Source organism: Solirubrobacter soli DSM 22325 (assembly GCF_000423665.1).
Lineage (GTDB): Bacteria > Actinomycetota > Thermoleophilia > Solirubrobacterales > Solirubrobacteraceae > Solirubrobacter > Solirubrobacter soli.
In genome coordinates this window covers 225,829-243,590 of record NZ_KE384069.1, presented here as the reverse complement: position 1 = coordinate 243,590, position 17,762 = coordinate 225,829, and the positions used below count along the sequence as shown (strand labels likewise).

The 17,762-nt window shown below is 71.1% G+C and carries 11 protein-coding genes; 2 read left to right on the top strand and 9 right to left on the bottom strand.

Features of this window, described 5'->3' with window-relative positions; all coding sequences use genetic code 11:
* Positions 1-7: 7 nt before the first annotated feature.
* Entirely contained in the window at positions 8-1,606 is a 1,599-nt protein-coding gene (murJ, locus tag G569_RS0130660; RefSeq protein ID WP_028066251.1) for a murein biosynthesis integral membrane protein MurJ, read from the bottom strand.
* 51 nt (positions 1,607-1,657) lie between these two features.
* On the opposite strand from murJ, the gene rpsT reads away from it, so the two are divergent.
* Complete coding sequence (gene rpsT, locus G569_RS0130655; protein ID WP_028066250.1) at positions 1,658-1,927, top strand: 30S ribosomal protein S20; 270 nt, start codon at positions 1,658-1,660, stop codon at positions 1,925-1,927.
* A 51-nt stretch (positions 1,928-1,978) separates the two neighbouring features.
* Here the strand turns inward: rpsT and G569_RS52930 are convergent, their stop codons facing one another.
* Genes G569_RS52930 through G569_RS0130635 form a run of 4 tightly spaced genes read right to left on the bottom strand, consistent with a single transcriptional unit; the run spans position 1,979 to position 7,094 of the window.
* Positions 1,979-3,907 (bottom strand): glycoside hydrolase family 15 protein, encoded by a 1,929-nt coding sequence (locus G569_RS52930; RefSeq protein ID WP_064750489.1) that lies wholly within the window; start codon positions 3,905-3,907, stop codon positions 1,979-1,981.
* Positions 3,908-3,934: 27 nt separating this feature from the next.
* Positions 3,935-4,900 (bottom strand): DNA polymerase III subunit delta, encoded by a 966-nt coding sequence (gene holA / locus G569_RS0130645; RefSeq protein WP_028066249.1) that lies wholly within the window; start codon positions 4,898-4,900, stop codon positions 3,935-3,937.
* An 11-nt stretch (positions 4,901-4,911) separates the two neighbouring features.
* Positions 4,912-5,586: a response regulator gene (locus tag G569_RS0130640; RefSeq protein WP_028066248.1), complete on the bottom strand. Its 675-nt coding sequence runs from the start codon at positions 5,584-5,586 to the stop codon at positions 4,912-4,914.
* Positions 5,583-7,094: an ATP-binding protein gene (locus tag G569_RS0130635; RefSeq protein ID WP_028066247.1), complete on the bottom strand. Its 1,512-nt coding sequence runs from the start codon at positions 7,092-7,094 to the stop codon at positions 5,583-5,585. The genes G569_RS0130640 and G569_RS0130635 overlap by 4 nt, the downstream gene beginning before the upstream one ends.
* Positions 7,095-7,228: 134 nt before the next feature.
* Here G569_RS0130635 and G569_RS52925 point away from each other — a divergent pair, with 134 nt between their 5' ends.
* On the top strand, positions 7,229-8,590 hold the full coding sequence (locus G569_RS52925; RefSeq protein WP_037500319.1) for a cation:dicarboxylate symporter family transporter: 1,362 nt from the start codon (positions 7,229-7,231) through the stop codon (positions 8,588-8,590).
* 74 nt (positions 8,591-8,664) lie between these two features.
* Here G569_RS52925 and G569_RS0130625 read toward each other — a convergent pair whose 3' ends face one another.
* The 4 genes from G569_RS0130625 to leuS all read right to left on the bottom strand — a co-directional run bounded on the left by G569_RS0130625 (position 8,665) and on the right by leuS (position 17,760).
* Entirely contained in the window at positions 8,665-11,358 is a 2,694-nt protein-coding gene (locus tag G569_RS0130625; RefSeq protein WP_157592431.1) for an endonuclease/exonuclease/phosphatase family protein, read from the bottom strand.
* 202 nt (positions 11,359-11,560) lie between these two features.
* Positions 11,561-14,053, bottom strand: coding sequence for a ComEC/Rec2 family competence protein (locus G569_RS0130620; protein ID WP_028066245.1), 2,493 nt, complete (start codon positions 14,051-14,053; stop codon positions 11,561-11,563).
* 170 nt (positions 14,054-14,223) lie between these two features.
* Positions 14,224-14,829 carry a helix-hairpin-helix domain-containing protein gene (locus G569_RS0130615; protein ID WP_053227206.1) on the bottom strand — a complete coding sequence of 202 codons (606 nt, stop codon included), beginning with the start codon at positions 14,827-14,829 and terminating at the stop codon, positions 14,224-14,226.
* Positions 14,830-15,309: 480 nt separating this feature from the next.
* Positions 15,310-17,760: a leucine--tRNA ligase gene (gene leuS / locus G569_RS0130610; protein ID WP_028066243.1), complete on the bottom strand. Its 2,451-nt coding sequence runs from the start codon at positions 17,758-17,760 to the stop codon at positions 15,310-15,312.
* Between the last annotated feature and the right edge of the window lie 2 nt (positions 17,761-17,762).

The window sequence follows — 17,762 nt, the reverse complement described above, 5'->3', positions numbered from 1 at the left end:
GAACTCATCACCGCTTCGCTCGCTTGAGTCTTCCAGCGAAAAGGTCAAGGATCTGCTTCGCCTCGGGAATCCGCATCCCCAGGACCGCCGCCGCGTAGACCGCCGCTCCGGCCGCCAGCGCCGTCCCGACGCTCAGGATCTGCGCTCCGAGCGAGCGCCCGAGGGCGCTGTCGATCGCCCACCACACGCCGTAAGTGACGCCGCCCAACAGCGCCGCGGCGAGGAGCATCTGGGCGATCGCCCGCAGCGTGCGCGCCGTCTCGAAGCCGTCCAGCGCCTTGCGCAGGTACCACCACTCGGCGATCACCAGCACGGCGTTGGAGACGACGGTGCCGAGCACGATGCCCGCGATCCCGAACGGCCCGTGCAGGGCGAACGAGACGATCGCGTTGACCACGAGCGAGCCCAACGCCAGCGTGGTCGGGACCCACGGGCGCTGCAGGCTGAAGAACGACCGCGTGAGCATCAGCAGGAAGCCGCTGAACGGGAGGCTGAAGCTGAACCAGAACAGCGCCTCGGCGGTCAGCTTGGTCGACTCGGCGTCGAACTCGCCGCGCTGGAAGACGAGCCGGACCATCGGCTCCGCGAGCACGAGCATCGCCGCGGCGGACGGGATGAGCAGCAGCGCGATCTGGCGCAGCCCCACGCCGATCGTCGCCTGCATCCCGCGGTAGTCCTTGCGCGTGGCCAGCCGGGCGAGCTGCGGGAAGAGCACGGTCGCGACCGCGACGCTGAACATGCCCTGCGGGAGCATGTAGATCCGGAACGCCGTCTCGATCGCCCGCGGGACGGCCTCGGAGACCATGAACCCGATCGTGCTGTTGATCAGCAGGTCGATGTTGATCAGCCCAAGGCCGACCGAGACCGGGATCATCAGGATCAGGACCCGCTTGACCCGCTCGTCGCCGCGCTTGGGCAGCCTGATGCGGAAGACCGGGAACCCGATCCGGCGCAGCGCCGGAAGCATCATCAGCAGCTGCACCAGCGTGCCCGCCACGACCCCGATCGCGTAGGCGTAGAGCTTGTCGTCGCCCTCGAACAGCGGCGCGAGCCCGACGAGCCCCGCGATGATCACGATGTTCCAGACCAGCGGGGCGATCGCGGGGATCGTGAAGTGGTCGTGGACGTTGAGCACCCCGACCGCCAGGCCGGTGAGGCCGAGCAGGATCACGATCGGGAACAGGACCTGGCTCAGGCCCACCGCGAGGTCGTCGAGCGCCGGCGTGAACTCGTCACCCGTGAACAGCGGGATGATCGCCGGCGCGAGCAGGATGAAGACGAGCGTGATGATCGTCAAAACGACGAGCAGCAGCCCGGCCAGCGCCGACGCCAGCAGGTAGGCCTCGCGCTTCTTCTTCTGTTCCAGCAGCTCGCTGAAGACGGGCACGAACGCGCTCGAGAGCGCGGCATCGGCGACCAGCGCGCGGATCAGGTTCGGGATCTGGAACGCCAGCGTGAACGCGGACGCGGCGCCGCTCGTACCGAAATACGATGCGGCGACCACCTCGCGGATCAGACCGGCCACGCGCGACAGGCCCGTTCCGAGCGAGAAGATCAGGGTGTTGACCGCCGTGCGGCGGCGAGGTGCGGCGTCCTGTGTGGCCAAACGGCGCGCTATAGTACGCCGCCGTCGCGGACTGACCGCGATCTCTTCACCATGGCCAACATCAAGTCACAGATCAAGCGGAACAACCGCTCGCAGCGCGAGCGCTTCGAGAACCGCCACTACACGTCGCAGATCAAGACGTACTTCCGGCGCCTCGAGACCGCCGTGACCGCAGGCGATGACGAGCAGATCACGTCCGAACACCGCAAGCTCGTGTCGCTGATCGACAAGGCCGTCAAGCGCGGCGCCCTGCACGCCAACACCGGCGCGCGCAAGAAGTCCCGCGCGGAGCGCATCCGCCGCGGCGTCCCGGTCGCTTAGCAAGCCCCACTTCCAAGGCCGGCGTCTCGCGACGCCGGCCTTTTTTGTTGCCTAGATCGGGTCGGGAAGAATGTCGGTGGTGGGGTCCTGCGCCGAGAGCGGCTGAATGCCCTTGGCGATCTTCTCGTCGGCGCGGATCACGTGCATCACGGCGTTGATCAGCGCCAGGTGCGTGAACGCCTGCGGGAAGTTGCCGAGGTGGCGGCCGCTGCGCGGGTCGATCTCCTCGGCGTACAGGTGCAGCGACGAGGCGTAGCCGAGCAGCTTCTGGCAGAGGTCGCGGGCGAGTGAGTGCTCGCCGATCTCGCTCAGTGCGCTGACGAGCCAGAACGAACAGATCGTGAACGTCCCCTCCTCGCCCTGGAGGCCGTCGTCGGTCTCCTCGACCTTGTAGCGCAGCACCAGCCCGTCGACCGTCAGGTTGTCGGCGATCGCGAGCACCGTCTTGCGGACGCGCTCGTCGTTGGCGGGAAGGAACCGGGTGAGCGGGATCAGCAGCGCGCTCGCGTCCAGCGACTCGGTCTCGTAGTGCTGGGTGAAGACGCCGTTCTTGCAGCCGTGCTCGATGATGTCGGCCTTGATCTCGTCCGCGTGCGCCTGCCAGCGCTCGGCGTGCTCGCGCGCCTCGCGGAGCCGCGCCAGGCGGGCGCCGCGGTCGCAGGCGACCCAGCACATGACCTTCGAGGACACGAAGTGCTTGTCCTCGCCCCGGACCTCCCAGATGCCGCGGTCGGGCAGCTTCCAGTTCTCGATCGCGGCCTCGACCAGGCGCTCGATCAGCGGCCAGCGGCGCTCCGGCAGGTGGTCGCGGGACTTGGCGTGCAGGAAGATCGAGTCCAGCATCGTGCCCCACACGTCGTGCTGGCGCTGGTTGTAGGCGCCGTTGCCGATGCGGACGGGGCGGGCGTTGTCGTAGCCGGAGAGGTGGTCGAGCGTGTCCTCGATCAGCTCCCGCTCACCCTGGATGCCGTACATCACCTGGAGGTCGTCGGACTGCGCGACCTCCTGCATGAAGTAGAAGTAGTCATTGGCCTCCCACTCGAAGCCGAGCGAGTGCAGGCCCCAGAGCATGAAGGTCGAGTCGCGGACCCAGGAGTACCGGTAGTCCCAGTTGCGCTCGCCGCCCGGGGTCTCCGGCAGCGAGGTCGTGGCGGCCGCGATCATGGCGCCGGTCGGCGAGTAGGTCAGGCCCTTCAGCGTGAGCGCGGAGCGCTGCAGGTACTGGCGCCACGGGTGGTCCGGGAACGTGCCGTGGGCGAGCCACTGGTGCCAGTAGTCGGCGGTCCTGACCAGGCGGTCGTAGGCCTGCTCGTAGGTCTTCGGGCCGGGATGCTCGGAGAAGGCGAGCGCGACGAACGCCGTGTCGCCGTCGTGCAGCGTCGTCAGCGCGCGCACACGGGAGCCCTCGAAGCCCACGCGCAGGTCGGTCGTCAGCGTCAGCTTGGTCGGCCAGCCGTCCGCCGTCGCGACCGCCTCGCCGTAGCCGTCGCCGACGTACTCCCAGTGCGCGTAGCGGCGGCCGTAGTCGAAGATCGGGTCGCACTCGAGCTGGACCTCGACGCTGCCGTTGACGCAGCGCACGGTGCGCAGGAGGACGTGGTCGGCGTCGTAGTCCGTGGGCGCGCGGCGGTGGGTCGTCGAACGCTCCTCGGTGTCGTGCCAGGGGCCGACGAGCAGGACGTCGCGGACGATCACCCACCCGCGGTCGGTGCCCCACGAGGTCTCGAGGATCATCGTGCCGGGCAGGTAGCGGCGGGCGGCGGGGACCATCGTGTCCGCGGGGCCGAGCCTGAACGTGCCTGCGTCGCGGTCCAGGAGCGCGCCGAACACGCTCGGGCCGTCATAACGCGGCAGGCACATCCATTCGATGGCGCCGCTCGGAGCGACGAGCGCGCACGTCTCGCAGTCCGACAGGAAGCCGTAGTCCGCGATCGGCGGGAACGGCGAGACGAGCGGAGGATCGGGGTTCTCGAGCGACATGGAGGCGGGATCCTCTCAAAACCGCCGCTAACGGGTCGCTATCAGTACCGCCCGAACCGCCTCGGTGTCCTCGCTGAGCTCGCCGCCGCGGGTCTCGACCTCGAGGTCGGCGATCGCCGCCACCGCGCGCCTGAGTGCCTCCGCGTCACGTTTCTCGATCGCCGCGATCGTCCGATCGGCCGCCCACGGCGCGCCCTTGAGCAGTTTCTTGGCCTGGGCCTTCGATTGACCGGCGGCCAGAGCATCGGCGACCATCGCGGCCTCGCGCAGCTTGCCGGCCATCCGGTAGGTGAGGCCGGTGATGCGCTCGCCTTGTTGGCGCAATTCGAGCAGCGTCGCGAGCGCGGTCTTGCGGTCGCCGTCGACCAGCGCGTCGGCCAGTGTCCACACCTTGCGCTCGGCGGACGTCGCGCACGACTCCTCGATGTCGTCGGCGGTGATCGACGCGCCCTTGCCGTGCTCGAGCGCGAGCTTCTCCAGCTCGCGGGTGAGGCGCTGCTGGCGGTCACCCACCTGGGCGATCAGCGCGCGGGCGGCGTTGCGGTCGAGCTTGAGGCCCTCGGTCTTGGCGTGGTCGATCACCCACGCCGGCAGCTCCTTGCCCTTGACGTTCATCTCGGCCGCGACCTTGCCGCCCGCCTTCGTCACCGCGTCGTGGAGCTTGTTGGGCGCCTTGTACCGGCCCTCCTCGCGGGCGAAGAACGCCACGGTCAGCGTCTCGGGGTCGGCGCTCTTGAGGGCGCTCGCGACCGGCTCGACCTCGGACTCCTTCCAGCGCTCGACGCCGTCGGCGATCACGAACCGGCGGCCCATCGCGAACGTCATCGCGCTCAGCGCGCCAGCGATGGCGTCGGGCGTGCACTGATCGCCCTCGTAGACCTCCACCCCGGCCGTTCCGGCTTCGGACTCGGCCTTGGCGCGCAGGCTCGCGCGGCGCTCCGCGATGCGGCCGTGGTCGTCGCCGTGGATCAGGTACGCGGGATGGAAGGGCACGACGATTGAGGCTATCGGGCGACCCAGCGGTACCGGTGCTCCGGCCGCCCGCTGCCGCCGTAGCGGAGCTCGAGCTCGGCCTGGTCGCTCGAGACCAGGTGCTCGAGGTAGCGGCGGGCGGTGACGCGGCTCAGGCCGGCGCGATCGGCGACCTCGACGGCGCTCTGCGTCTCTCCCTCCTTCAGCGCCCGCGCCACCAGGTCCAGCGTCTCCTTGCTCAGGCCCTTGGGAAGCGGCGTGGCACCGGGGGTGCGGAGCTCTGAGAGCATCGCGTCGATCTCCTGCTGCTCGGCGTCGCCGCTGCGCTGCGTGAGCGCGCGGTAGGCCGCGTAGCGCTCGAGCTTGTCGCGGAAGGTCGCGAACGTGAACGGCTTGACGAGGTACTGGGCGACGCCGAGGCCGACCGCGCCCCTGACCGTGTCGACGTCGCGGGCGGCGGTGACCGCGATCACGTCCACGAGGTTGTTGGCGGCTCTGAGCCTTCGGCAGACCTCGAGGCCGCTCAGGTCCGGGAGGTAGATGTCGAGCAGCACGAGGTCGGGCTGGTCCTCAAGGACGCGCCTGAGTGCCTCGGTCCCGCGGTTGGCGACGCCGGTGACGACGAACCCCTCCACCTGCTCCGTGTAGCTCTTATGGATGTCGGCGACGCGGGCGTCGTCGTCGACGATGAGGGTCCGGACGGTCATGCGAGAGCCGGTTGGTCGGCGTGCGGCAGCGTCACGGTGAACACGGCGCCGTTGTCGTTGCGCGCGGTGACCGTGCCGTCCAGCGCGGTCACGGCGCGTCTGACCAGCGTCAGGCCGAGGCCTCTCCCCACCGGTCCGGCCGGCTTCGTGGTCACGCCGGCGGCGAAGATGTCGGCGTCGTCCGGAAAGCCCGGGCCGTCGTCGCGGACCTCGATCGTCGCGTTCTCGCCGTCGTCGACGAGGGTGACGGTGACGTGACCCTCGCGGTCAGGGCCGAGCGCCTCCAGGGCGTTGTCGACGAGGTTGCCGACGATCGTGGTCAGCTCGGTGGGCGGGAACCCGGCGCACAGGCGCGCCCCGGGCTCGACGGTGAGCGTGACGCCGCGCTCGCGGGCGGTCGCGGTCTTGCCGAGCAGGAGCGCGACCAGCACCGGCTCCTCGATCCCCTCCCCCAAGCGGCCGAGCAGGTCCTGGGCGTTGGCGGCCTCGCTGCCCGCCAGCTCGATCGCCTCCTCGCTACGCCCGAGCTCGACGAGGCCGGCGATCACGTGCAGCCGGTTGGCGGCCTCGTGGGTCTGGGCGCGCAGGGCGTCGGCGAGCGCCTTGGTGGCGCCGAGCTCGCGCGCGAGCGTCTCGACCTCGGTGCGGTCCCTGAGCGTCATCACGGTGCCCACCCGGCGGCCGTCGCGCTCGACGGCGCGGGAGGATGCGAGCAGGACGCGGTCGCCGGCGATGATCGGCACGTCGTCCTTGAGTTCCCCGGGCGGCGGGATCTCATCCCCCAGCAGGCGTCTCGCGTGGTCGTTGACGAGCGCGGGGCGGCCGAGCTCGTCGAAGACGACGACCCCCTCGCGCAGCGCGTGCAGGGTCGCGTCGTGGTGGGCGTAGAGGGTCGTGATCTCCTGTGGCTCCAGGCCGAGCGTCTGGCGTTTGACGCGCCTGGCGAGCAGCAGGCTGAGCAGGCAGCCGATCGCGAGGATGATCGCCGCGAGGCCCAGCAGGCCGGGCAGGAGCGCGGCGACCTCCTGGCCGATCGCGTCGGTGAGGACGCCGACGGCGACGAGGGCGACGACGCGGCCGTTCTCCTCGACCGGCACGACGGCGCGCACGGACTTGCCCAGGGTCCCCTTGGTCGTCTCGGTGATCGTGTGGCCCTGCGCCGCCGGCTCGTAGGTGCCGACGAAGTGGCGGCCGATCAGCTTCGGGTTCGGGTGGGTGTAGCGGGTGCCGTCGGGGCGCATGATCGTGATGAAGTCGACGTGCGCGACCTTGCGCACGCGCTCGGCGAGCGGCTGCAGTGTCGCCGTCGGGTCGCTGCTCTGGAGCGCCCGCGGCAGATCGGGCAGCGCGGCGACGGTGCGGGCCACCGTGAGGCTGCGGTCGCGCGCGGCGGTCTCGGTGCGCTCGCGAGCGACGAGGACCGTGATCAGCGCGCCCGCGGCGACCGTGACGGCGACCACTGTCAGCTGCAGGATCAGCAGGCGCCCGGCGAGGCTTTTCACCCGCATGCGCCGCATGTTCTCACGCGACCAGAACGACGTCTTCGACCAATACGACCACAACCGAGACAGGGCGTCTCGGCGCTCCTAGCGTCGCGACTGTTCGCGGAAGAGGCCGCGGGCAGGAGAGAGGAGACCCTTCCATGAAGCGGCAGCTGTGGTTCTGGGTGCTCGTGGCGATCGCCGCGGGCATCGTGTTCGGCCTGGTCGCCCCGGGTCCGGCGACCGATTCCAAATGGCTCGCGGACGCCTTCCTGCAACTCATCAAGACCGTCACGGCGCCGGTGATCTTCGTCACGGTCGTGATCGGCATCGCCTCGCTGGGCGACATGGCCCGCGCGGGTGGACTCGCGCTGCGGGCGCTCGGCTACTTCCTGTGCGCGACCGTCGTCGCGCTGGCGATCGGCCTGATCGCGGGCAACCTGATCCAGCCCGGCGCGGGCTTCAACGGCGCCGCGACAGCGTCCGGCACCGAGGCGGCGAAGGAGAAGATCGCCGAGGCCGCCGGCTCGGGGACCGGATTCACCGGGTTCATCACCGACGACCTGCTGCCGACCTCGTTCCTGCAGCCGTTCGTCGAGAACGAGATCCTGCGCGTGCTGGTGATCGCGATCTTCGTCGCTGCCGGCGTCTCCGTGCTGGCGAAGCGCCAGCGCGAGCAGGTGCTGGCGGTCTTCGAAGTCGTCTCCAAGATCTTGTTCGCGATCATCCGCATGATCATGTGGGCCGCGCCGCTGGGCGCCTTCGGCGGCATGGCGTACACGGTCGCGCAGTTCGGCGGCGGCGCGCTGTCGAACCTGGCGTTGCTGATGGTCACCTTCTGGGGCACCTGCGCGGTGTTCGTGTTCGGCGTGCTCGGGCTGGTCGCCCGCTGGAGCGGGTTCAACATCTTCAAGTTCGTGCGGCTCTTGAAGGACGAGCTGCTGATCATCGTCGGCACCTCCTCGTCGGAGACCGTGCTGCCGCGGCTGCTGGCCAAGCTGCAGAAGGCCGGCGCGTCGAAGCAGACCGTGGGCGTCGTGCTGCCGACGGGCTACTCGTTCAACCTCGACGGCACGTGCATCTACCTCACGCTCGGCGCGCTGTTCATCACGCAGGCGGCGGGGCAGTCGATGTCGATCGGCGAGCAGATCGCGCTGTGCGCGCTGATGGTCCTGACGTCCAAGGGCGCCGCCGGCATCACCGGCGCCGGGCTCGTGACGTTGACCGCGTCGCTGCAGGCGTTCGGCGGGACGTTCTTCTCGCCCGAGTCGATCGCCGTGGGCATCGCCCTGGTGGTCGGCATCGACCGGATCATGAGCGAGGGCCGCGCGCTGACGAACTGCATCGGCAACGGCGTGGCGACGATGGTCATCGCCAAGTGGCAGGGCGAGCGTGACGACGAGCGGTTCGCCGCCGTGTTGGACGACCCGTCGCTGGCCGATCCGGACGTGCTCGACGAGGAGCCGCCCGCCGCGCCGGAGAGCGGGCGCTTCGACCGTGAGCCGGTTCCGGCGCTGGCCTGAGCGACCGCTCCGCGCCCGCCCGGGTCGGGCGGGCGCGGCTTCGGGGCGCCGCTCATCGCGGCGCCCGTCTCGCTCTACGGCGTGGTCGTCGAGAGCGTGAACGTCAGCGTCTTCGAGTAGGTCCCGGTGCGGAGACCCTCGGTGGCGTTGACGTGCTGCTTGAAGTTCAGCGCGACGCTGGTCGCGCTGATCGGGGTGTTCCAGGTCAGCAGCGACAGCGGGCCGTTATCGGTCCGCAGCGGCGCGAACGTCCCGCTGTTGGCCGCGATCTGCAGCGGGTCGGTCAGCGCGTAGGTGCCGTTGGTGAGCCGGCCGGTCGCGGTCGAGCTCGCGTCGAGGACGCTCAGCGCCGCGTCGCCGCCGGTCGACGTGACCTGCGCGGTCGTGGCCGCGCTGTAGTCCTGCGTCACGCCCGGGATGAAGTTCCCGAACGTGGCCGGCGGACCGAGCGTCAGCGCCAGCGTCGCCTGCACGTTGCCCGACACGTCGCCCGTCGTGCTCGTGCTCGCGCCCTCGGCGAGCTTGAACGTCGCCAGCGGCGGGTCGTGGTCCGAGAGACCCGTGCCGTTACTCGGGATCCGCTCGTAGACGTCGTTATCGAGGTGGATGTAGCGGACGTCGGTCAGGCGCGTCTTCATCCCCGCGGTGACGAGGATGTGGTCGAGCGTCTGCAGGTGGCCGTTGAACTTGTAGGAGTAGGCCTGGCCGGCGGGGACGTCGTTCCAGAGGTTGGCCAGGACGTTGCCCTGGGTCAGCGTCGCCAGCGGCGTGGAGAACTCGAAGTCGTTGAGGTCACCCGCCACGAGGACGTTCTTGCCGTCCTGCTGCAACTGCGCGGCGGCGTCGCGGACGTAGGCCGCCTCGTCGATGCGGCACTGCGTCTGATGCGACTGCGACGCGAAGTGATTGCTCAGCGCCGTGAAGGACAGGTCGCCCTTCTTGAGGTCCAGCGCATACGGCGCGCGGTCGAACAGCTTGCCCGGGAAGAGGTCGCACACGCCCGCGTTCGCCCACGGGCCGTTGACCGTGTTGCCGATCAGGCGCCCGTTGGTGGCGGTCGTGCCGTCCTTGACCAGGAAGCCGGTCGCGATCCCGCGGCCGTCGTTGTTGGTCGTGATGTACGGCGTGTAGTTGCCGAGCGCCTGCGCCAGGCCCGTCAGAGCGTTGGCGCCGTCGGCGAACACGGCGACCTCCTGCACGGCGACCACGTCGGGCGCCGCCAGGCGGTCCTTGATCGCCTTCACGATCGCGTTCGTCTTCTCGTCGTACTCGGCCTGCGTGATGACGTGGCCGTCGTTCTCCTTCCCGACCGGGAAGAAGTTCTCGACGTTGAAGCTCGCCACGCGCAGCGAGTTGGCGGGCTGCGCCGGGGCCGTGGGCGGCGCGGCGGCGTTGATCGGGCCGCGCTCGATGCTGACGGCGGGGCCGCCGATCTGCGGCATGATCTTGTAGTAGCTGAAGCTGTAGCTGAACGGCCCGACGACGTTGCGGGCGATGTCGAAGAGGTCGAGATCGACCTGCGTCGTGCTCGTCCACGGCAGGCGCGGATCGGCCGGGTTGCCGGCGCCGCCGTCAGGCGCGATGCCGAGCTCGGCGGGCTTGTCGTGCCACGGCGTGTCGTTCGCGGCGGGGTCGTTCTTGCGGAACAGCCGCTGGGCCGTCGTGCCCGGCTCGAGGAACACGTCGTGGAACTTCGTGGTGCCGCCGCCGGTGGCGATGCCCTCCGGCAGTTGCACCCGCATGCCCTGAAGGCTGCGGTAGTAGGCGCGATCCAGGCCCTGCGTCTCGGACCTCGCGCGGTCCAGGACGACAGGCGCCGGCAGCGCGTTGCCGGTCGAGTTGATCGTCGCGACGCTCGCCAGGTCGACCTCCTGCGCCGCGGGGCTGCTCGTGTTGCCGACGCCCGGCGGCACGATGCCGACCTGGCCGAACTTGGTCTCGACGCGGCCGGTGATGGTGATGTCCGAGCCGATCACGCCGGCCGGGTTGAGCGCGTTGCGGCGGATTCCCGAGACGAACAGCGCGTTCGACGTCGTGGCATTCGCGTCGCGGGTCGCCTCCTGGATCCAGATGCCCGAGTCGGCCTTATAGATCGCGTCGAACGTCGAGCCGTAGAGGTCGTCGATGCCGGTGACGATGCCGCGCACCTTGACCGTCGTGCCATTGCACGCGGCGTTGGGGCCGAGCGTCTGGATGCTCGTGATCGCCACGAAGCCGTTCGCGTCCGCCTGGCACGGCACCGGACCGACCGGGCCGGAGCACGTCGTGCCGCACTTGGTCGGCGTCGGCAGCAGCGGGCCGTTGAAGTCCGCCACGTTGTCGTCGGTGTCCTGCGTGCCGCCGTTCTTGCGGGCGAACCCGCCGTTGCCGCTCGACGGCTGCGCGATGCCGAGGCCCTCGCGCCAGCCGGTGGGCGCGCTCGTCGAGCCGAAGGCGTCCCGGACCGCGCCGCTGGCGTCGCGGATCTGCGCGCCGCCGGTGTTGGCGATGCCCGTGCCGTAGAGCACGTCGGCCTGCGCGGTGAAGGTGCCCGCGGAGTTGGCGAACACGTACGTCTGGCCGGCGGGCAGCGTCGTGTTGGCGGGCACGTTCGCGCGGGCGCTCGATGTGCCGGCGCTGTTGACGCCCCAGAGCGCCCAGCCGCTGATGTCGATCGTCGCCGCGGTGGTGTTGCGGATCTCGACCACTTCGTCGTTGCCACCACCCGTGCCGCCGAAGGCCACCTGCGACATCACCACTCCGGTCGCCGCGTGCGCGGCCGGTGCCACGACCAACGCTCCGACTGCCAGTACGACGGCGGCCACGGCCGCTCGAACGCGCAATTTCACGGTTCAGGAGTCCTTTCCGCGAGGGAATCCGACTGAAAGACGGCCGCAAAACTATCGTCGCGGCGGACTGAGGCGTGACAGTTCCGTGACCGCCGCGTAAACGAGGGGCGTCGTGCGTTCCCGGCGTGTCCGCTTGCGGACGTCATCGCTGGACGGTGATCCGATCGTGGTCGACCCGCAGGCGGACCGTGCCGTCCTGGTCGGTACGGATCACGGTGGGAACGTGTTGCAGGGCCTTGAGCGTGGTCGGCGCGGGGTGCCCGTAGCGGTTGTGGCGGCCGACCTCGATCGCCGCGACGCGGGGCTTGATGCGCTCGAGGAGCTGTGGCAGCCCGGGGTCGGCGCTGCCGTGGTGGGCGACCTTGAGGACGTCGACCGGTTGGAGGTTCAGCGGGTTCGTGACGTTGCTCTCCGCGTCGGCGGTGAGCAGCAGCGAGAACTGGCCGTGGGTGAGGCGGGCGACGATCGCGTGGTCGTTCGGGTTGCCTTCGTGTTCGTCGTCGCGTGTCGGCCAGAGGATCTGGAACCGGAGGTCGCCGACGTCGATCCGCTGGCCCGCTCTCGGTGGGATTGTTGGTGTGGTTCTGAGCGCGCGTTGAACGGGCGATTCCCAGCCGGCGCCGCCGTCGACGATCATGCGCGGCTTGTAATTGGTGATCACCTGCGGCGCCGCGCCTTCGTGGTCGGCCTCGGCGTGGGTGAGGAAGAGCGCGTCGAGGCGCTTCACACGCGCCTCGCGAAGCCGTTTGAGGATCGGGCCGTCCGGTGGGCCGGTGTCGACCAGCACGGCGGTCGCGCCGAGCTGGATCAGGGTGGCGTCGCCCTGGCCGACGTCGAGAAAGGAGACGACGAGCTCGCCGGGGCGTGGTGCCGCTTGTGCTCCGTGCAGGGTCGCGGCGACGACGATCGCTCCCGCGGTGGCGGCGGCGGCGGCCGCGGCCACGGCGAGGCGGCGGGCGCGGCGGCCTGGCGCGGCGCCGCGCGTGTTCGCGCCGGCCGGCCAGGTCGTCCCCCGGGCTCGTGCGCGGCGGACCATGCGGGTGGCCGTGGCCGTCGCGGCGAGCAGGGCCGCCGTCGCGACGGCGATCGCCGCGGGTGAGGCGTGGAGTTCGATCGTCGAGATCGGCGTCGCGGCGGTGTGGTGCGCGACCTGCTGGAGGTAGACCAGCAGCGGCGCCGTCAGGGTCGTGAACGGGAGGGCGAGTGCGGGCGCGAGCTGCGCGGCGGCGGCGGCGAGGACGCCGAGCCACATGACCGGGGCGATCGCGGGCGCGGCGAGGAGGTTCGCGGGCAGCGAGGCGAGCGAGAGCTGCTGGAAGTGGAGCGCCATCAGCGGGGCGGTTCCGGCGGTCGCGGCGACCGTGATCGCCGTCGCCTCGGCGAGCGGGTCCGGCATGCGTCGCGCGAGGGTCCGCTTGAGCGGCGTGGCGCCGAGGAGCAGGGCGATCACGGCCGCGAACGAGAGCTGCCACCCGGGCTCGCCCGCCGTTCGCGGGTTGAGGGTGAGCGTGGCTGCGGCCGCGAGCAGCAATGCGTACCAGCGCTGCGCCGGGCGGCCCGCGAGCGCGGCGACCAGACCCGCGACGCCCATCACGCCCGCCCGCTGGATCGAGGGGCCGCCTCCCGCGAGTGGGACATACAGGGCGACCACCGCGGTCGCGAGCAACAGTCTCGCGCGGAGCGGGACGCCGAAGAGCGCGCACGCCGCCAGCACGAGCACGATCAGCAGCACGACGTTCTGGCCGCTGACCGCGAGGATGTGGGCGAGGCCCGAGTTCTGGAAGTCGTCGCGGACGTCGTCGGCGAGGCGCTCGTCCTCGCCGAGGACCATTCCGCGCAGCAGCGCGGCCTCGGGCGGGGCGAGACCTTGCGCGAGCCCATGTTCCGCGCGGCGCCGGACTGTGTCGAGCGTGCCCGCGATCCCGCCCCTGCGCGTGCCGGTCTTGTCGACCTGGGTCGCCGCGATGGCCGCGTGGGCGTTGCGCCGGCGCTGGTAGGCGTCGGCGAAACCGAGCGGTGCGACGGTGCCGCGCACGGCCACGATGTCCCCCACCTCGGGCCACGGCCGCATCGTCCGTTGGAACCGGAGCACGGCCTGCTCCTTCGCGCCGACGCCGTCGAGGAGACGTACGCGAGCCACGGTCGGCCCGACCTTCCTTTCGCGCACGGGCTCGAGGACGACGGCGCGGCCGTCGATCGCGTGTCCGGTCGAGGTCTCGAGGACGCCGGCGTCCAGCGCGTCGAGGCGTGCGTGGGTGAAGCACGCGCCCGCCACGAGGGCGACGAGAGTGAGGGCGAGGAGGAGCGGCGAGGCGTGTGCGCGGCGGGCCGCGACGCCGGGTGGGTGCGGGGCGCCGGGCGGCTGCGGGGCGGCGGGCGGGCGTGTGGCGCCGGGTGGGTGCGCGGCGCCGACGAACGGCGCGGCGGCGACATGGTGCGACGCGTTCTCGGCGCCCGGGCCGTGGCGGCCCGGCGCTGTGTCCGGGCGGACCGGGCTCGCGAGGAGGACCGTCGCGAGGGCGGCCGCCGCGAGGACGGCCGCGTCGCCGATCGTGGCCGTGAGGAGACCCGCGACGACCGCGGCGAGGATGACGTGGCGCGGGTGGGCGCGAAGGGCGGCGACGGCGCGCCGCACGCTCCGGGCCGTCGAGGCACGCGGTGGGCGCTCGTCGTCGCGGTGCGGGCCGGGCGGCGCCGGCGGCGCCGTGGGGCGCGGGTCGGGCGGCGTTGGTGGGTGGGGGTGGCCAGGAAAACCGTCCTCTGGGGACGGAAATCCTGGCCACCCTCCCCTGCCGCGCGGCATGGTCAGACCCGGACGTGGTCGCGGAGGGCGGCGAGGCGCTTTTCGCCGATGCCGGAGATCTGGTCGAGCTCGTCGACGGACCCGAAGCCGCCGTGCTCGGCTCGGTAGTCGAGGATCTTCTGGGCGGTGGCGGGGCCGACGCCGTCGAGGGTGTCGAGTTGCTCGAGGGTGGCGGTGTTGAGGTTGATCGGCTGGTCGGGGGCGGTCTTGGCCGGGGACGCGGTGGTGGTCGCGACGCGCGTCCTCGATGCCCGGACCGGGACGAGGATCTGGCGGCCGTCCTCGAGCTTGGCGGCGCGGTTGAGTTGGCTCAGGTCGGCGCGGCGGGTCGGGCCGCCGGCTCGGCGCAGGGCATCCTCGACCCGCTGCGAGGACGAGAGGTGGTAGACGCCTGGCTTCTTGACCGCGCCTGCGACGTCGACGGTGACGTTCCCGCCGCCGTCATCGGCGTCGTCGCGGACCGAGATCGTGGCGATCGGCGGTGGGGTGGCGCTCGCCGAGGGTCGCGAACGGGCCAGATACCAGGCCGAAAGGAGCGCCAGGAGGACTGCAGCGGCGACCCAGGCGGCCGCCCTGCGGGGATCGAGGTTGAGCATGGGATCGAACATAGGTTCGATCGTGTTACGTGTCTGTCGCGGGGTGTGCCAAAAGGCGCGCGGAAGTGCGACAAGTTTGCGGAGGCGCGGTCGCGCGGGGCCGCGCGGAGCGGCGGCGCGCCGCGAAGGCGTGCCGCGCGGAGCGGCGGCGCGACGCGAAGCGGGGTCGCGCGGAGCGGCGACGCGACGCGAAGCAGGGCCGCGCGAGGCGGCGGCGCGACGCGAAGCGGGGCCGCGCGGAGCGGCGGCGCGACGCGAAGCGGGGCCGCGCGCAGCGGCGGCGCGACGCGAAGCGGGGCCGCGCGCAGCGGCAGCGCGACGCGAAGCGGGGCCGCGCGCAGCGGCGACGCGACGCGAAACGGGGCCGCGCGCAGCGGCAGCGCGACGCGAAGCGGGGCCGCGCGGAGCGGCAGCGCGACGCGAAGCGGGGTCGCGCTGGAGGGCGCGTCGCGTGGCTAGGCGACCGCGGGCGGGTTGCCCCGCCCGGCGCGGTCAGCGGACGACGAAGTTGACGAGCTTCGACGGGACGACGACGACCTTGACGACTTGCTTGCCGTCGATGTGGGCGACGACGTTGGGGCGTTCGCGGGCGAGGGACTCGAGCTCTTCGCGGGAGGAGGAGGCCGGGGCCTGGACGCGGTCGCGGACCTTGCCGTTGACCTGGACGACGATCTCGACGACGTCGCGCTCGAGCAGGGAGAGGTCGGCGTCGGGCCACTCGGTCTCCCACACGCGCTCGCCGGTCAACGCCTCGAAGACCTCGGCGCCGGTGTGCGGGGCGAACGGGAAGATCAGGGAGGCGGCGGTGGCCGTGGCGAAGTGCAGGGTCGCGGGGCGGACGGCGTCGCGGCGGCGGTAGGCCTCGTTGACGAGCTCCATGACGGCGGCGATCGCGGTGTTGAACGCGAAGCGGCCGGCCATGTCGTTGGTGACCTTGTCGATCGCCCAGTGGGCCTTGCGCATCAGCTCGAGGTCGTCGCCCTCGGGCGGCTCCAGCGGGCCGAGCAGCGGCTGCCGGCCGGTCGTCTCGGCGACGTCCATGCCCAGGCGCCACAGGCGGGCCAGGAAACGGTGGACGCCTTCGACGCCCTCGTCGCTCCAGTCGGCGTCCTGGTCGGGCGGGCCGATGAAGAGGATGTAGGAGCGGGCGGTGTCCGCGCCGTAGCGCTCGACGTACTGCACCGGGCTGATCATGTTGCCCTTGGACTTGGACATCTTCGCCCCGTCGCGGGTGATCATGCCCTGGGTGAAGAGCGCCTTGAAGGGCTCCTGGTGGTCGAGCAGTTCGAGGTCCGCCAGCGCCTTCACGAAGAAGCGGGCGTACATCAGGTGCAGGATCGCGTGCTCGACGCCGCCGATGTACTGGTCGGCCGGCGCCCACAGCTCGAGCACCTTCGGGTCCCACGCGGCGTCGTCGTTGTTGGCGTCGGCGTAGCGCAGGAAGTACCACGAGGAGTCGACGAACGTGTCCATCGTGTCGGTCTCGCGGCGGGCGGGAGCTCCGCAGATCGGGCAGGTCGTGTTGACCCAGTCCTCGGCGGCGGCCAGGGGCGAGCGGCCCTGCGGCGCGTACTCCTCGACGTCCGGCAGCAGCACCGGCAGGTCGGACTCCGGAACGGGCACGATGCCGTGCTCGTCGCAGTAGACGATCGGGATCGGCGCGCCCCAATAGCGCTGGCGCGAGAGCAGCCAGTCGCGCAGGCGGTAGTTGATCGAGCGGTGGCCCTTGCCCTCGCGGTCGAGCCAGTCGACGATCTCCTCCAGCGCCGCCCGGTTGTTCTTGCCGTCGAACTGGGGCGAGGAATTGACCAGTGGGCCGTCGCCGCTGTACGGGAGCTCCTCGCCGCCCTCGACCACGCGGCGGATCGGCAGGCCGAACTGCGTCGCGAAGTCGAAGTCGCGCTCGTCGTGGCCGGGCACCGCCATGATGGCGCCGGTGCCGTACTCCATGAGGACGTAGTCGGCGACGTACATCGGGATCGCTTCGCCGTTGACCGGGTTGATCACGGTCCGGCCGAGCGGGACGCCGGTCTTCGTGCGCTCGGTGTCGGCGCGGTCCTCGCGGTTCTCGCTCAGGACGCCGTTGACGTAGTCGCGGACGGCCGCCTCGTGCTCGGTTCCGGCGGCCAGGCGCAGCACGTCGGGGTGCTCGGGCGCCATCACAAAGAACGTCGCGCCGAACAGCGTGTCCGGGCGGGTGGTGAAGACGGAGTAGTCGACGCCGGTCTCGGGCGAGGAGAACGTGACCTCGGCGCCCTCGGAGCGACCGATCCAGTTCTTCTGCATCGTCTTGACGTGGTGCGGCCAGTCGATCGTCTCGAGGTCGTCGAGCAGGCGGTCCGCGTAGTCGGTGATGCGGAAGAACCACTGCTCGAGCTGGCGCAGCTCGACCAGCGTGCCGCAGCGCTCGCAATGGCCGTCGATGACCTGCTCGTTGGCCAGCACCGTGGCGTCCTTGGGACACCAGTTGACCGCGGCCTCCTTGCGGTAGGCCAGCCCGCGCTCGAAGAGCTTGAGGAAGATCCACTGCGTCCAGCGGTAGTAGCGGGGCTCGTGGGTGCCGAACTCGCGCGACCAGTCGATCGAGATGCCCCAGGAGCGGAACTGGCGCTGGAAGGACTCGATCGACTCCTCGGTGGCGATCCGCGGGTGCTTGCCGGTCTTGATCGCGTTGTTCTCGGCGGGCAGGCCGAACGCGTCGTAGCCCATCGGGTGCAGCACACGCATGCCGTTGCGGCGGCGGAAGTGGGCGACCGCGTCACCCACCGAGTAGTTCTTGAGGTGCCCCATGTGGGGCTCGCCGGATGGGTACGGGAGCATCTCGAGCACATAGGAGCGCGGCGTCCCGTCATCCTCGTTCGGAACTTCCCAGGTGCGCTCGCTCTCCCAGATCGCCTGCCACTTGCGTTCGATCTCGTGAGGCTCGTAACGATGCTCGGCCATTG

Bases quoted from the DNA above. Each gene is read 5' to 3' on its own strand.
- G569_RS52925 (WP_037500319.1), top strand. From the start codon at position 7,229: ATGAAGCGGCAGCTGTGGTTCTGGGTGCTCGTGGCGATCGCCGCGGGC.
- G569_RS0130615 (WP_053227206.1), bottom strand. From the start codon at position 14,829: ATGTTCGATCCCATGCTCAACCTCGATCCCCGCAGGGCGGCCGCCTGG.
- G569_RS52930 (WP_064750489.1), bottom strand. From the start codon at position 3,907: ATGTCGCTCGAGAACCCCGATCCTCCGCTCGTCTCGCCGTTCCCGCCG.
- leuS (WP_028066243.1), bottom strand. From the start codon at position 17,760: ATGGCCGAGCATCGTTACGAGCCTCACGAGATCGAACGCAAGTGGCAG.
- G569_RS0130635 (WP_028066247.1), bottom strand. From the start codon at position 7,094: ATGCGGGTGAAAAGCCTCGCCGGGCGCCTGCTGATCCTGCAGCTGACA.
- G569_RS0130640 (WP_028066248.1), bottom strand. From the start codon at position 5,586: ATGACCGTCCGGACCCTCATCGTCGACGACGACGCCCGCGTCGCCGAC.
- rpsT (WP_028066250.1), top strand. From the start codon at position 1,658: ATGGCCAACATCAAGTCACAGATCAAGCGGAACAACCGCTCGCAGCGC.